This window comes from Anaeromyxobacter sp. Fw109-5 (genome assembly GCF_000017505.1).
Lineage (GTDB): Bacteria > Myxococcota > Myxococcia > Myxococcales > Anaeromyxobacteraceae > Anaeromyxobacter.
This window is the reverse complement of the sequence record NC_009675.1, coordinates 2,199,402-2,213,176: the sequence shown is the minus strand read 5'-3', so window position 1 is coordinate 2,213,176 and position 13,775 is coordinate 2,199,402. Positions and strand designations below refer to the sequence as shown.

14 protein-coding genes are annotated in these 13,775 nt (G+C 74.5%); 4 read left to right on the top strand and 10 right to left on the bottom strand.

The genetic code is table 11. The features are described 5' to 3' along the window. Positions 1–130: 130 nt before the first annotated feature. The 4 genes from ANAE109_RS09945 (at position 131) to ANAE109_RS09930 (ending at position 6,740) form a co-directional block, all read left to right on the top strand. Entirely contained in the window at positions 131–2,389 is a 2,259-nt protein-coding gene (locus ANAE109_RS09945) for an ATP-binding protein (protein ID WP_012096733.1), read from the top strand. Between the two features lie 53 nt (positions 2,390–2,442). Then, positions 2,443–3,855: a sigma-54 dependent transcriptional regulator gene (locus tag ANAE109_RS09940; protein ID WP_012096732.1), complete on the top strand. Its 1,413-nt coding sequence runs from the start codon at positions 2,443–2,445 to the stop codon at positions 3,853–3,855. A 212-nt stretch (positions 3,856–4,067) separates the two neighbouring features. Continuing rightward, positions 4,068–5,420 carry a hypothetical protein gene (locus ANAE109_RS09935; protein ID WP_012096731.1) on the top strand — a complete coding sequence of 451 codons (1,353 nt, stop codon included), beginning with the start codon at positions 4,068–4,070 and terminating at the stop codon, positions 5,418–5,420. Positions 5,421–5,654: 234 nt separating this feature from the next. Next, positions 5,655–6,740 (top strand): GNAT family N-acetyltransferase, encoded by a 1,086-nt coding sequence (locus ANAE109_RS09930; protein ID WP_012096730.1) that lies wholly within the window; start codon positions 5,655–5,657, stop codon positions 6,738–6,740. Between the two features lie 22 nt (positions 6,741–6,762). Here the strand turns inward: ANAE109_RS09930 and rsmI are convergent, their stop codons facing one another. From rsmI to rplQ, 10 genes are all read right to left on the bottom strand, one after another. Then, complete coding sequence (rsmI, locus tag ANAE109_RS09925; protein ID WP_012096729.1) at positions 6,763–7,635, bottom strand: 16S rRNA (cytidine(1402)-2'-O)-methyltransferase; 873 nt, start codon at positions 7,633–7,635, stop codon at positions 6,763–6,765. Then, positions 7,632–8,033: a YraN family protein gene (locus tag ANAE109_RS09920; RefSeq protein ID WP_012096728.1), complete on the bottom strand. Its 402-nt coding sequence runs from the start codon at positions 8,031–8,033 to the stop codon at positions 7,632–7,634. The genes rsmI and ANAE109_RS09920 overlap by 4 nt, the downstream gene beginning before the upstream one ends. Positions 8,034–8,037: 4 nt before the next feature. Continuing rightward, a complete protein-coding gene (locus ANAE109_RS09915) occupies positions 8,038–9,876 on the bottom strand; it encodes a hypothetical protein (protein ID WP_041448250.1) in 1,839 nt (612 codons plus the stop codon). Positions 9,877–10,155: 279 nt separating this feature from the next. Then, positions 10,156–10,560: a 50S ribosomal protein L19 gene (gene rplS, locus ANAE109_RS09910; RefSeq protein ID WP_012096726.1), complete on the bottom strand. Its 405-nt coding sequence runs from the start codon at positions 10,558–10,560 to the stop codon at positions 10,156–10,158. Between the two features lie 15 nt (positions 10,561–10,575). Continuing rightward, positions 10,576–11,322, bottom strand: a complete 747-nt coding sequence (gene trmD / locus ANAE109_RS09905) for a tRNA (guanosine(37)-N1)-methyltransferase TrmD (RefSeq protein ID WP_012096725.1) — start codon at positions 11,320–11,322, stop codon at positions 10,576–10,578. A 79-nt stretch (positions 11,323–11,401) separates the two neighbouring features. After that, complete coding sequence (rimM, locus tag ANAE109_RS09900; RefSeq protein WP_012096724.1) at positions 11,402–11,899, bottom strand: ribosome maturation factor RimM; 498 nt, start codon at positions 11,897–11,899, stop codon at positions 11,402–11,404. Between the two features lies 1 nt (position 11,900). Continuing rightward, positions 11,901–12,131, bottom strand: a complete 231-nt coding sequence (locus tag ANAE109_RS09895; protein WP_012096723.1) for a KH domain-containing protein — start codon at positions 12,129–12,131, stop codon at positions 11,901–11,903. A gap of 7 nt (positions 12,132–12,138) precedes the next feature. Then, positions 12,139–12,405 (bottom strand): 30S ribosomal protein S16, encoded by a 267-nt coding sequence (gene rpsP, locus ANAE109_RS09890; RefSeq protein ID WP_012096722.1) that lies wholly within the window; start codon positions 12,403–12,405, stop codon positions 12,139–12,141. A gap of 104 nt (positions 12,406–12,509) precedes the next feature. After that, positions 12,510–13,133: a phosphatase PAP2 family protein gene (locus ANAE109_RS09885; protein ID WP_012096721.1), complete on the bottom strand. Its 624-nt coding sequence runs from the start codon at positions 13,131–13,133 to the stop codon at positions 12,510–12,512. Positions 13,134–13,254: 121 nt separating this feature from the next. After that, complete coding sequence (gene rplQ, locus ANAE109_RS09880; RefSeq protein WP_012096720.1) at positions 13,255–13,761, bottom strand: 50S ribosomal protein L17; 507 nt, start codon at positions 13,759–13,761, stop codon at positions 13,255–13,257. Between the last annotated feature and the right edge of the window lie 14 nt (positions 13,762–13,775).

Genomic DNA, 13,775 nt, shown 5'->3' with positions numbered 1-13,775 from the left:
CGCCGGGGTCGAGTCAAGGGCCCGCCCGTTCGCGGCGCTCCGGAGGGCACGTCGCCGCCGGCATCCACCGAGACGGCCAGGCGATTCCAGGGCGGGCAACCGGCGCCGAAACCGTCTAGGATCTCCCGGAGTGGACATCCGTACCCAGGCGGCGCTCCTCGCCGCGATCGTGACGCTCGCCCTCTCGGTGGCCGCGCTCCTGCGCGACAACCGCTCCCGGGTGTTCACGCTGTTCGCGGTGTTCGCGGCGGACCTCTTCCTGTTCTCGCTCTCGAGCTTCTTCCTCCGCTGGTCGGAGGCGTTCGGGGTGGGCTGGTGGGAGCGGCTCGCGGTCGCCTCCGGCGCCCTCGTCCCCGCCGCGGCGCTCGCCTTCTTTCTGGAGTTCCTCGGCGTGGCGCGCCGCCCCGCCCGGCGCGCCCGGAACACCATGCTCGCGGGCTCGCTCACCGGCATCGTGGTGGCCGCCACGCCGCTCGTGCAGGTGAAGGTCGCGAAGCTCCTCGTCGCCGCCTACGTCGTCGGCGGCCTCGCCGCGGTGCTCTCGACCCTGTGGGGCAAGATGCACGCCTCGCAGACGCGGGTCGAGCGCGCGCGCCTGCAGTACCTCTTCGTCGGCGCGCTCGTCGCGGTGCTCCTGTCGACGCTCGACATGCTGCCGCGCCTCGGGCTGCCCTACCCGCCCGAGGGGCTCGGCTCGATCACCCTCACCGTCTTCATGTTCTTCCTGTCGCAGACGCTGCAGCGCCACCGCCTGCTCGATCTGCACGAGTTCCTCGGGAAGATCGTGGTCGTCACCGCCCTCGGGCTGGTGCTCGTCGCCATCTACGGCGGGCTCGTGTCCTGGGTGGGCGACAGGCCGGAGCTCTTCTACTTCAACACCATCGTGGCCTCGTTCGTGATCCTGTCGCTGTTCGAGCCGCTGCGGGAGCGGGTCGAGGAGTGGGTGGTGGCGACGCTGTTCCACGAGCGCTACGAGCTCGTGCGGAAGCTCGAGCTGCTGCGCCACCGGACGGGGAACGTCATCGAGCCCGCCGGGCTCGCCGAGGTCGTCCTCGACGGGCTCGTCGAGACGCGCCGGGTGACCCACGCCTCCCTGTGGCTCGTCGCCGACGACCGGCCCGGGTACCGGCTCCTCGATTTCCGGGGCCCGCCGCCCGTCCCCTTCCTCGAGCCCGCGACGGCGCGCGCCCTCCTCGGCGCCTCCGCCTCGACGCAGAAGGCCATCCTGCTCGAGAACATCGACCGGCGCGTGGCGGAGCTGCGCGCGCTCCTTCCTCCCGGCCCGGCGGAGCACGAGACCCGCGGCGGTCGCGGCGCGCCGGCGGCCGTCGCGGAGGAGCTGAAGCGGCTCAGCGACGCCCGGGCGGTGATGAGCTCGATGCGCGCCGGCATCTGCATGCCGCTCCTCGCCGGCGACCGGGCGGTCGGGTTCCTCGCCTGCTGGGACGAGCGCGTGCCCGAGGCCTTCGCGTCGGACGAGATCGCCGCCCTCATCGAGGTGGCCGACCGCTGCGCGCTCGTCATCGAGAACTCCAAGCTCTACCAGCACATGAAGGAGCGCGACCGCCTCGCCGCCCTCGGCGAGATGTCGGCCGGCCTCGCGCACGAGATCCGCAACCCGCTCGCCGCCATCAAGGGCGCCGTGCAGTTCCTGGATCCGTCGAAGCTGCCCGGCGACGACCGCGAGTTCCTCGAGATCGTCATCGAGGAGGTGAACCGGCTGAACGGGGTGGTGACCCAGTTCCTCGACTACTCCCGCCCGCTGAAGCCCGCGCTCGCCCCCACCGACGTGAACGACGTGCTCGAGCGGACGTTCAGGCTGCTCCAGGCCGAGGTCCCCCAGTCCATCTCGGTCGAGCTGGCCCTCGCGGAGTGGCTCCCGCGCGTGAACGCGGACGCGGAGCAGCTGAAGCAGGTGTTCCTGAACCTGGCCTTGAACGCGTTCCAGGCGATGCCCGCGGGAGGGCGCCTGGTGGTGTCGACCCGGCTCACCCGCGACGAGCTCGCGTTCTGGCGGGAGGGGTCGCGCAAGGCCGACCTCGTCGAGGTGCGCTTCCGCGACAGCGGCCCGGGCGTCCCGGAGGAGGCCCGCGACCGGATCTTCGTCCCCTTCTACACCACGAAGGAGAAGGGCACCGGGCTCGGCCTCGCCATCTGCCAGCGGCTCGTGAAGGCCCACCAGGGCACGATCCAGGTGCGACCCGCGCCGGCGGGCGAGGGGGCCGAGTTCCTCGTCTCGCTCCCGGGGCTCCGCGAGGAGCGCCCCCCGGACGCGCCGAAGCCGCCGGTGGACGAGGAGGAGCGGCAGCGCGTCCGCGAGCAGCGGCGCAAGAGCGCCGAGGCACGGCTGCGCCGGCGGCGCAAGCGGCGCAGGAAGCAGCAGGCCTGACGGCGGCCTCCGCCGCGCGTGCGGAGACGGCCCACCTGTGGTAACGCACCTCCGTGCCCCACGTCCTCATCGTCGACGACGAGGTGAACATCCGGCGGGTCCTCGCGGCCATGCTGAAGCGCGAGGGCTACGAGGTGACCACCGCCGCTGACGGCGAGCAGGCCCTCGGCGTCCTCCACAAGACGCCGGTGCACGTGGTGGTCACCGACCTCGTCATGCCGAAGGTCGGCGGGATGGAGCTCCTCCGCCGCGTCGGCGCCGACTTCCCCGACGTGCCCGTGATCATGATCACCGCGCACGGCTCGGTGGACAGCGCCGTCGGGGCGCTCAAGGCGGGCGCCTTCGACTACATCACGAAGCCGTTCGAGCAGGACGAGCTGAAGAAGGTCATCGCCAAGGCGGCCCGGGCCCACGACCTCGAGCGCCAGAACGTGCACTCGAGCTTCGGCGAGGGCGATCGCCCGCCGCTCGTCGGCGAGTCCGCGTGCATGCGCGCCATCTACGACATGGTCGCGCGCGTCGCCGACTCGCCGTCGACCGTGCTGGTGACGGGCGAGAGCGGCACCGGCAAGGAGCTCATCGCGAAGGCGCTCCACCGCGGCTCGTCGCGCCGCGACAAGCCGCTCATCAAGGTGAACTGCGCGGCCATCCCGAAGGACCTCGTCGAGAGCGAGCTGTTCGGCTACGAGCGCGGCGCGTTCACCGGCGCGGTGGGCGCGAAGCCGGGGCGGTTCGAGCTCGCCGACGGCGGCACCCTCTTCCTCGACGAGATCGGCGAGATCCCCGTCGAGATGCAGGTGAAGCTGCTCCGGGCCATCCAGGAGCAGGAGTTCGAGCGCGTCGGCGGCATCCGGACCCTCCGCGTGGACGTCCGGCTCATCGCTGCGACGAACCGCGACCTGAAGCAGATGATCTCCGAGGGCAGGTTCCGCGAGGACCTCTACTACCGCCTCGCGGTCGTCCCCATCGCCCTGCCCCCGCTGCGCGAGCGCAGGGAGGACATCCCGCTGCTGGTGCGCCACTTCATCGAGAAGTACGACCAGCGGCTCGGCAAGAAGGTCGAGGGGATCGAGGACGAGGCGCTGCAGGTGCTCCTCGGCTACGCCTGGCCGGGGAACATCCGCGAGCTCGAGAACCTGATGGAGCGCTCGGTGCTCTTCGCCGACGGGCCGCTCATCCAGGCGAGCGCGCTGCCCGACGCCCTGCGCGAGCGGGGCCCCCAGCCGCCGGTGCCGATCGCGGCGATGGGCCCGCTCGGCGCCATCGCCGCGCCGAGCGGCGCGTCGATGAAGGAGATCGTGCGCCACGCCCAGGCCGAGCTGGAGCGCGAGCTCATCACGCGCGCCCTCGAGGAGACCGGCGGGAACGTCACCCGCGCGGCGAAGCGGCTCCAGATCAGCCGCAAGTCGCTCCAGGTCAAGATGAAGGAGCTCGGGCTCCGCGAGCCGACGGACGGCGACGAGTAGTCGCTCCAGGGCTACAGGCTCCGGACTTCAGGCTCGAGGAGAGGCGCCGCCCGGAGCGAACGCTTCGGCGTGAGCCGGTGGCCTGACGCCGGGAGCGCACTCGCACGCACCAGGCAGGGGCTTGCCAACTTGACCGTCCAGGGGGCCGCTGCTAGCGTCGGCGCGGTTTTGCCGCGTTTTCGCGGCCTTCGCTCGCCTCACGGAGGAGAGACATGCGGCGGCTTCGCCTGCGCGCCCTCGCGGCCTGCACCCTCGTCGCGCTCGCCGGCCCCGCCGGGGCTGCCGAGATCGCCCGCGTGGCCACGAGCGAGGGCGGGAACCTCTTCGACCTGCACGTGTCGCTGCGCTGGGACCGCACCCAGCTCCGCGGGAAGATCACCCGCGAGCAGGCCGATCCGTCGCTCAACCCGCCCTTCGGCGCGGTCGTGGACGTGGACGAGCTCCGCTACACGCGCGTGACGAACGCGCTCGTCCCGCGCTTCGCGGTGGGGCTGCACCGCGACGTGGAGTTCCACGTCGAGCTGCCCTACGTGCTCGCGGACGATCACTCCTGGCGCTACGCGATCGTGAACGGGTTCTCGGTGGAGCGCGACTCCACCATCGCGAACAACGACATCGACGCGACGGGCCAGCTGTGCGATCCGAGCGGGGCCGCCTGTCCCCTCTTCCCGGTCGGATCGGGCACGACCGTCTACCACGGCGGTCGCGCCGGGGACGTGAAGGCCGGCTTCGCGTGGGGGATCTTCAGCGACGCCAGAGACGACACGAAGCCGTTCTGGCTCGTGGGCGCCGACCTCACCTTCCCGACGGCGTCCATGTACGACCCCGCGGCCGGGCCGAGGTCCGCCGGCTGGGCGTCGCCTCACGTCTCGTCGGGCAACCCCGCGCCCTTCGGGGACAAGGTGTGGAAGTACGACCTCTACACCGTGCTCTCGCGGCGGCTCGGGCCCATCGATCCGTACTTCAAGGCGCACGTCACCGGCATGCGCCGCTCGAGCGGCACGTACTCCAACTGCGATCGCATGGCCGCGCTCGCGGACCCCGCGCTCGGCGAGGCCACCCCGGCGGGCGCGGCGAACTGCGCCGACCAGGGCTGGGAGGACGACTCGGCCGCCCGGCTGCCGTGGATCGCGGGCGTCACCTTCGGCACCGAGCTCGTGCCCTACGAGAACCGCTCCGCGGATCAGAAGGTCTCGATCGACGTGCGCGCCTTCGCGGACTACACCTCGTCGCAGCGCTTCTACAACCCGCTCAGCGACATGAGCGGCAAGCTCCACGCCACCGAGCCTTACCTCACCATGGGCGGACTGTTCGGCCTGTATCTCCGCGCGTCCCGCTTCGTGTCGCTGCACGCGAGCGGCTCGCTCGCGACGCAGACCGCCCACTTCCTGAGCGGCGAGTCCCTCGGCCGCGCCGGCGTCGAAGCCGGGGACGTCACCGGCCTGACGCCGAACGCCGCCCTCAACCCGAACTTCGACTGGCGCTACGATGCGCCCGGGCGGCGGTTCCGCTTCAGCGAGACGAGCGTCTTCGCGCTGTCCGTCGCCGGGGTGCTGCAGTTCTGATCTCACGGGGGACTGCGTCCCCCTCCCCACCGGCAAAGCCGGTGGGGCCCCTCCCCTGCTCGGCGGGGCCCGTGAACCTGCGCGCCCGCTGGCGCGGGTGCGCGCAGGTTCCCCGCCGGAGGGGCTTCGCCCCTCCCGCGCTTCGCGCGGGGCCCTCCCACGGCACGATCAGCAGTGGACCATCGGCCGCGTCCCTCCCCACCGGCAAAGCCGGTGGGCTGATACGCTGCGGGCATGAGACGAGCGGAGTTCCGGGTCGACGCCCGCCGCGCGCTCCCGCTCCTCGCGCGCGCCCCGGTCGTGCACCTCGCCACCACCACCCCCGCCGGCGCTCCCGTGCTGCGGGCCCTCGACGCGGCGGTGCTCGAGGACGGCGTCTACTTCCACGGCGCGCGCGCCGGAGAGAAGGCGGCCTGCCTCGGGCGGCCCGCGGTCGTCTCCGCCGAGGAGGTCGTGACCCGCGTCCCGAGCTGGATGCGGGATCCGGTGCGCGCATGCCCCGCCACGACGCTGTTCCGGAGCGTGCAGGTGCACGGGACGCTCACCGAGATCGAGGAGCCCGCCGCGAAGGCCCGCGCGCTCGAGGCGCTCATGAGGCGGTGGCAGCCCGAGGGCCGCTACCGGCCCCTCGCGGCCGGGGACCCCCTCTACGGCGGGCCGATCGCCGGCGTGCTCGTCTTCGCCGTGCCCTTCGAGCGGGTGGAGGGCAAGTTCAAGCTCCTGCAGAACCTCGGCCCGAAGGAGATCGGGCGGGTCCTGCGCGGCCTGTGGGAGCGCGGCGCGCCGGGGGACGCGGAGGCGATCGAGGCCATCCGGGAGGCGAACCCCGGCGTCGCCGACCCGCCCTTCCTCGCCGCCGAGGGGGTGACGCTCCACGCCGCGCTCGCGCCGGAGGACGGCCCGGCGGTGGAGGCCCTCCTGGCCGGAGAGTACTGGTGGGAAGGACATCCGCGAGCGCTCATCGCCTCCGTTCACCGCGAGGCGACGGCGTGGGTCGGCGCGCGCGCGCCGGACGGCACGCTGATCGCCTCGGGGCGGGCGCTGGCGGACCGGAGGTGCGCCTGGCTCTACGACGTCGTGGTGGCCCCGCCCTGGCGCGGACGCGGCCTCGGCAGGCGCGTGACGGAGCTCCTCCTCGACCACCCGGCGGTGCGCCATGCCGGGGTCGTGCGCCTCGTGACGCGCGAGGCGCAGGGCCTCTACGCCGGGCTCGGGTTCGTGGACGCCGCCAGCCGCCCCCGCTCCGGCCCCTCCACGGAGATGGTGCTCCACCGCGCCGCCGCCGCCGGGCGCGCTCCCGCGCCGCGAAGCGAGGAGTGAGGTCGTTCCCGCCGGCGGCGCGCTACCCGCCCTTCTTCAGCCGCTCGAGCGCGGAGTACACGTCCGCGCGCTTCAGCCCGCGCGCGCGGGCGACCTCGCGGGCGATCGCGGACGGCGCCTCGCCCGCGGCGAGCCGGCGCGCGAGCTCCTCCTCCAGCGGGATCTCCGGGGCTGCGCTCGCGCGCGGCGCGGCGCCCTCGCCGGAGACGACGAGCGTCACCTCGCCGCGGACCTCGCCCTCGAGCCGCGCCGCGAGCGCCGACAGCCGCCCGCGCAGCAGCTCCTCGTGCAGCTTCGTCAGCTCGCGCGCGACGAGGGCTTCGCGATCGCCGAGCGCCGCGCCGAGGTCCGCGAGCGTCTCCCTCGTCCGGTTGCCGGCCTCGTACAGCACGAGCGTGGCGGGGGTGGCGGCGAGGAGGCCCAGCGCCTCGGCGCGCCCGGCGCCCTTCCGCGGCAGGAAGCCGGCGAAGAGGAACCGGTCGGCAGGGAACCCGGACGCGGCGAGCGCGGCGAGCGCCGCGCTCGGCCCCGGGACGGGGACGACCCTCGCGCCCGCCGCCCACGCCGCCGCGACGAGCGCGGCGCCCGGGTCCGACACGCCCGGCGTCCCCGCGTCCGTGCACAGCGCCACGGACTCTCCCGCGAGCAGCCGCTCCACGATCGTCGCGACGCGGCCGCGCTCGTCGAACGCCGGCAGCGAGACGAGCGCCGGCGCGGGCGCGCCGAGGTGCGCGAACAGCTTCAGCGTGCGCCGGGTGTCCTCGGCGGCGACGGCCCGCACGCCCCGGAGCACCTCGGCCGCGCGCGGCGAGAGGTCCCCGAGGTTCCCGATGGGCGTGGCCACCACGTACAGCGTGCCCGGCCCCGCCGCTCGCCGCTCTCCCCGCTCGCTCACCACAGCCCCGGCTTCCCCTCGCCGTCGAACGCCCCGCGGTAGAGCGCCACGCGCGGTCCGGCCTCCTCGAAGGTGACCGCGACCACGTCGAAGCGCATCTCCTGCTCGAGGCCGCCGTTCCGGAGCGCCCAGTCGGTGGCGGCCGCCACGACCCTCCGCGCCTTGCCGCGCCCCACCGTCTCCTCGGGGCCGCCCTGGGCGGTCGAGGTGCGGCTCCGCACCTCGACGAAGCAGACGACGCTGCCCTCGCGGCAGACGAGGTCCACCTCTCCCCGGCGCGTGGCGTGGTTGCGGTCCAGGATCTCGAAGCCCGCGCGCGAGAGGAACGCCTCCGCGATGCGCTCGGCCTCGCGTCCGCGGGCGCGGCGATCGCCGGCCTCTCCCTCTCCGTCCGTCATGCGCTCAGGCGGCGTGATCCGCCGCCTCCCGGAAGGCCGGATCGGCCGTCGCGTGCAGGACCTGCCCCGGGCGAGCGAGCTGCTTCAGCAGGCGCGCCGCGAAGCGGCGCGCGCCGTCCGACAGCCCCCCGAACGCCTCGTCCAGGATCGCCACGGCCTTCCCGCCCGCGAGCGCCTGCTCGAGGAGCGCGAGCTTCAGCGCCAGGTACACGAGATCGCGATCGGCGGGTGGGAGCGAGGCCACCGGCGCGGCGCGGCCACCGGTCTGGACCGCGAGCTGGACGCGGTCGTCGACGGCGAGGGCCTGCAGCCGCTGGAACGAGAGCCCGGCGAGCGCCTGGGAGGCCCTCCCGGAGAGCCCGCGCGCGAGCGCCGCCGGCGCTGCTCCGAGCTCGGCGCCCGCCCGCTCGAGGAGCGCGCGCAGGGGGTCGCCTCCCGGCGCGGGGGTGGCGCGCGGGAGGGGGGCCGGCGCGGCGCCGCCCGAGCCCTTGGCGTCGGCCTCGAGCCGCCGGAGCTCGCTCTCGATCGACTGCGGGTCCCGCGTGAACCCGCCGACCTGCTCGGCGAGCCTACCCTCCGCCTGGCGCAGCTCCGCCTCCAGGCGCTGCCGCTCCGCGGCCGCCTCGATCGCCTCCGGCGAGGCCTGCCACTCGGCCATGCGGCGGCGCCACTCCGCCACCACGGCGTCGGCGTCGGCCACGCGCCCGACGGCCTCCCGCAGCTCGGCCACCCCCGGTACGCCCGCGGCCGCGATCGCCGCGCGGACCTCGGCGGCGTCGCGCTCGAACGAGTCCACCGCCTTGCGCTCCCAGTCGTCCACCACGCGCCGGCGGCGCGCCGCGCGTTCCCAGGCCTCGAGCCGGCCGATCCAGTCCCAGGCGAACCACGCGGCGGTCCCGAAGGCGGGCACGGCGAGCAGCGCGGCGTGCCGCAGCTCCGAGCCCGCCGCGGCGGCGGCCGCGCCCGCGATCGCCAGGGCGACGCCGGCCGCGCCGGCGCCCCAGAACGGCGCGGCGCGCCACGGCGCGCCCGGCGCGCCGCGCGCGTCCACCTCGTCGAGCGACGAGCGCTCCGCGGCGGTGCGCGCGAGCACCTCGGCGCGCCTCGCGCTGGCACGCTCGTAGAGGGAGAGCTTCGCCTCCGCGTCGCCGAGCGCGGCGGCCGCCCGCGCGGCCCCGTCGAGCTCGCCGCGCGCGGCGAGCGCGCGCTCGAGCCCCTCGCGGATCCGGTCACCGCCCCGCAGGCCCTCGCCGGCGGCCGCGAGCCGAGCCTGCAGAGCGTCCACGCGCTCCTGCAGGGCCTCCGCGGCCCGCGCCTGCACGAGCTCCGCCTCGAGCTGCGCGATGCGGCGCCGCGCCTGGTCCGGGGAGAGCGCGGCCCTCGCGGGCGCGCGCGAGAGCTCGCCCGTTCCCTGCCGCGAGGGGAGCTCCGCGGCGGAGAGGGCGAGCAGCGCGGAGAGGCGTCCAGGGGTGGGCACGCCGACGCTGGAGCGGAAGAGCTCGCGGATCTCGGCGAGGTCCTGCGAGACGAGCGCGAACGCCCGCCGCTCGGCGTCGAACCGGTGCAGCTGGCAGCCGGCGGCGAAGTCACGCACGAGCCGGTAGGTGACGCGATCATCGCCGACGAGCGTGAGCCCGGCGCGCATGGGCGCGCCGGCTGGCCCCGCGTTCGCGCGCGGGAGCGCCTCCGCGTCGCGCGGGTCCGGGTACAGCAGCGCCTCGAACAGGCGCCGCAGGACCGGCCCGTCCGCGGCCACGACGTTGTAGCCAGGGCGGAGCGTCGCGCGGCCGCCCGACGGCGCCACGCCACGCACCCCCTGCGCTGCGAACTCGAGGAGGATCACGCTCGGGGGCGCATGTTAGCGCCCGGCGCAGTGCCCGGGAAGGCGCGCACGCGCGCGAACGAGCAGGGCGAGAGCGCTGACCGGGGGCGCGCTCCCACCACGTCGCCGAGGTAGACCCAGGAGGCCGTGAAGCGATCCCCTCCGTCGCCGCGGCCGGCGATGCGCGTCGCATCGCTTCGTCGCTCCTCCCTCGCACACCCTGCGGGCATGCTCGGTCGTCGCGCCTCGCGCTGCTCGCGTCTCGTCGGCCTGGCTCGGTCCGGAGATCGACTCACGACCTCACGCCTGCGGCGCGGCCGCAGGCGGCGTCGAGGCGGGGGCGGCGGACGAAGGGCCCTCCTCCTGGTGGAGGCGGGCGGCCTTCCCCTGCAGACCGCGCAGGTAGTAGAGGCGCGAGCGGCGGACCTCGCCGTGGCCCGTGACCTCGATCCGGTCGATCCGCGGGCTGTGGACCGGGAACATGCGCTCGACGCCCACGCCGTAGCTCATCTTCCGCACGGTGAACATCGAGGAGCCCGGGGTGCCCCGCCGGTAGGCGATGACCACGCCCTCGAAGACCTGGATGCGCTCCTTGTCGCCCTCCTTGATCTTCGTGTGGACGCGGACGCTGTCCCCGGAGCGGAGCTCGGGGACGTCCTTCCGCACGTACTTCGCCTGGATGTCGGCAATCGCCTTGCGCAGCATGATCGATGCTCTCCTTTACAGCTCGTCGTCTCCGGCGTCGATGAGCCGGAGGTCGTTCTCAGTGAGGCGCGCCCTCTCGAGGAGGTCCGGCCTACGCTCGCGCGTGACCCGCAGCGCCTCGCGACGCCGCCACCGCTCGATGCGCCGGTGGTCTCCAGAGAGGAGGACCTCCGGGACCTTCATCCCCCGGAAGTCCGGGGGCCTCGTGTACTGCGGGTACTCGAGGAGCGTGTCCTCGCCCGCGAAGCTCTCGGCGCCGGCGGACGCCTCGTTGCCGAGCACGCCCGGCACGAGCCGCGCGGCGGCGTCCACGACGCACAGCGCCGCGAGCTCGCCGCCCGTCAGGACGAAGTCTCCGATCGAGACCTCCATGTCAACCGCCGCCAGCACCCGTTCATCCACCCCTTCGTACCTGCCGCAGACCAGCACGAGCCTGCCGTGCGTCGCGAGCCGCCGCGCCAGGGCCTGGTCGAGCCGGGCGCCCCGCGGGCTCGTCAGCGCCACGAGCGCCCCGGGCAGCCGCGCCCGCGCCGCCTCGATGGCCTCCGTGAGCGGCTCGGGCTTCATCACCATGCCGGCGCCGCCGCCGTAGGGCGCGTCGTCGGCCACGCGGTGCTTGCCCCGGGCATGCTCCCGGACGTCCGACACGCTCACCGAGACGATCCCCGCCTCGCGGGCCTTCCCGAGGATGCTCTCCGCGAGGTAGCCCTCGCACATCCGCGGGAACAGCGTCAGGATCTCCACCTCGAGCCGCGCGCTCATCGCGCCTCCGCGGGATCCCCGCCCGTCGTGAACCTGCCGAACCGCACGTCCTCGTCTCCTGCGGCCTCCTTCCCTTCGATCAGTCCAGAAGCCCCTCGGGCGGATCCACCACCACGCGCCGCCCCGCGACGTCCACCTCGACGTACGGGGCGAGCGGCACGAGCTTCTCTCCGCCCTCCTCCGTCGTCACCACCAGCACGTCCACGCCGCCCGTCTCGTACAGCCCGGTCACCGTGCCGATCGCCGCCCCCGCGACCGTCACCACCGGAAGCCCCTCGAGGTCGGCCCAGTAGTGCCGCGCCTCGCCCGCCTCCGGAAGATCCTCCCGAAGCGCGAGCACCTCCGCCCCCACCCACGCCTCCGCCGACGTTCGGTCGGAGACCCCCTCGATCCTCACCGCCCAGAGGCGTCCCTGCGGGCGCGCCTCGAGCACCTCCTGCAGCGGCGGCTCCGGCTCGCCCTCGCGCCTCAGCGCGATCCTGCGCACCGTCGCGAGCGCGCCCTCGCTCCCGGCCACCCCGAGGTGGCCCTTCAGGCCGACGGCCCGGACGACCTTGCCGAGCCGGATGCGCGCCACGTCAGTCGAGGATGTCGAGCACCGCGCGCCGTCCCTCCCGGCGTGCGGCGGCGTCGAGCACGGTCCGCAGCGCCTTCGCGGTGCGGCCGCCCCGGCCGATGACGCGCCCGAGATCGTCGGGGGCGACGGAGAGCTCGAGGACCGTCGAGCGATCGCGCTCGAGCACCTCGACCTTCACGCCGTCCTTCCTCTCGACGAGCTCGCGGGCGAGCCAGAGGACGAGGTCGCGCATCGCGAGCCTACGCCTTCTTCTCCGCGGGCTGGGCCGTCTTCTTCGCCCGCTTGAGGATCATCGCGACCGTCTGGCTGGGCGTGGCCCCGACCTTGAGCCAGTGCTCGATGCGCTCGGCCTTGAGCTCGATCCGCTCCGGCTGCTGCGTCGGATCGTAGATGCCCACGTCCTCGATGTACTTGCCGTCGCGGGCGTTGCGCGAGTCGGTGGCGACCACGTGATAGAAGGGCGCCTTGTGCGTGCCCGCGCGCGAGAGCCGAAGAACAACCGCCATGAGTTCCGCCTCCTAAATCCTTGGAACGCGGAGCGTTTTCCCCGGCCAGGGGCGGCGGGGGCTCCACGAAAAGTGGGTTTCTTTACGCCAACTTAGGTCGGGTGTCAAGCCGCGCCGGCGTCCGAGCCCGCGTCTTCCTGCGGGCCGTCGGCGCGCGGCTCGCCGGACTCCCCCCGCCGGAGACGGCCCTGGCGCAGCGCGGCGAGGTGGCCCGCCGGAAACGAGCGGAGGGCGATCGCGTAGGTGAGCGCCGCGCAAAAGGCGCCGAGCATCCCCCCGGCCGCCAGGTCGACCGGCCAGTGGGCTCCGGCCCGCACGCGCACCCAGGCGCAGACCCCGGCGAGCGCGAGGACCGGCAGCGCGCGGCGGCCATAGGCGAGGAGCGAGAAGACCGCCAGCGCTGAGACCCCGGCGGCGTGAGGCGCGGGGAAGGCCGCCCGGAGCAGCTGCGCGACCCCGCTCGCCTCGAGCGGCCGGGGCGCGGCGCCTGCCCCCCGCGCGACGAGCGCCACGGCCACCGCCGCGAGGATGGCGGCGGCGGCGGGGGCGAAGGCCTTCAGCGCGCCGCGCACCTCTCCGTCCAGCCAGGAGTAGAGGGCGAGCGCGACCAGCACGAGCATCCACGGCTCGCACGCGACGAGCAGCGCCGCCGCGGGCAGGTCGAGCGCGCGCGACTGCAGCGCCGCGTTCGCCGCGCCGAGCGGGTCCTGGGCGTAGAGCGGCGGCATCTGGGCGGTCCGTTTTACCAGCGCAGGCTGGCGCGCGGAAGGTCGCGCCCCGCCCGAAACGAGGAGGGCCGCACGCGAGCGAGTCGCGCGCGGCCCTCTCGACCGTCGGGGCTGCCCGAGGCTACTCCTCGGCGCCCTTCTTCTCGGCCTTCGCCTTCGGCTTCGCGGCGGCCTTCTTCGGCGCCTTCGCGGCCTTGGGCTCCTTCGCCTTGGCGGCCTTCTTCTCCGTCTTCTGCTCGGCCTTCTCCTCGCCGCCCTCTGCCTCGGCGGCGGCGCGGTCGACGAGCTCGATCACGGACATGTCGGCGTTGTCGCCCGCGCGGCGCCCGACCCGGACGATGCGCGTGTAGCCGCCCGGCCGCGCCTTGAAGCGCCCGGCGATGGAGTCGAAGAGCTTGTTCAGCACCTCGACGTCCTTCACCTCGCGGTTCGCGAGCCGCCGGTGGTGCGCGGAGCCGCGCTTGGCGAGCGTGATGACCTTGTCGGCGAAGCGCTTCAGCTCCTTCGCCTTCGGCGTGGTGGTGACGATCCGCTCGTGGCGGAGCAGCGAGGTCACCATGTTCCTCAGCATGGCCGTGCGGTGCTCTGTGGTGCGATCGAGCCTGCGGCCGACGACGCGGTGCTTCATCTTGGGTGTCTCCT